Origin of the sequence: Qingrenia yutianensis (genome assembly GCF_014385105.1) — a bacterium.
In the GTDB taxonomy this organism is placed as follows: domain Bacteria; phylum Bacillota; class Clostridia; order UMGS1810; family UMGS1810; genus Qingrenia; species Qingrenia yutianensis.
Genome location: NZ_JACRTE010000096.1, coordinates 1 through 646, shown reverse-complemented (window position 1 = coordinate 646; position 646 = coordinate 1). Strand labels below are relative to the sequence as shown.

General features: G+C 37.3%; 1 protein-coding gene. It reads right to left on the bottom strand.

The window, feature by feature from the left end; all coding sequences use genetic code 11:
- Positions 1 to 570, bottom strand: a 570-nt coding sequence (locus tag H8706_RS12270; protein ID WP_262432863.1) for an IS256 family transposase, incomplete at its 3' end; no start/stop codon positions are given.
- Between the last annotated feature and the right edge of the window lie 76 nt (positions 571 to 646).

Here is a 646-nt window from a genome sequence, read left to right as displayed (position 1 = left end):
GCTTCTTACGTGAAAGTGTATAGCATCCATAAAGACAACCGCATATATTTCTTCGAGTGGTCTTGACTGCCATTCCCTGACTACTGGAAGGATTTTATCAGTTATACGACTTATGGTTGAATCAGAGCATTCTAAGCCATATATATCCTGAATATGAGCTTCAATATCGCTTGTTGTCATTCCTTTGGCGTACATAGAAAGAATCTTTTCTTCGATATCCCCGGTAAGGGTTGTTTGATTTTTCTTTACGAGTTGTGGTTCAAATTCTCCGTCACGATCTCTTGGGACTTTGATTTCTGTTTCGCCGAAGCTTGTCTTTAAAGTCTTTTTTGAGTAACCGTTACGGCTGTTTTCGCCATCTTTGTTGCGGTAGTCGTACTTGGTGTAACCAAGTTCATCATCAAGCTCACCTTCAAGACCGTTTTCAAGCATTTCTCCTACCATAAGTTTGAATACATCTTTAAGGTCATCAAAACTTTTTACATCCAGACCTTTCATGATGTTTCTTAAATTTTCTTTTCTTTCTTTTTCCGCTGCCCTTTCTTCGGGACTTAATTTGTACTTAGGCATAACTAAAACCTCCAAAATGATATTTTTATTATATATCATCTTGGAGGTCTTGTATAGACTTTACACAAAATTTGGG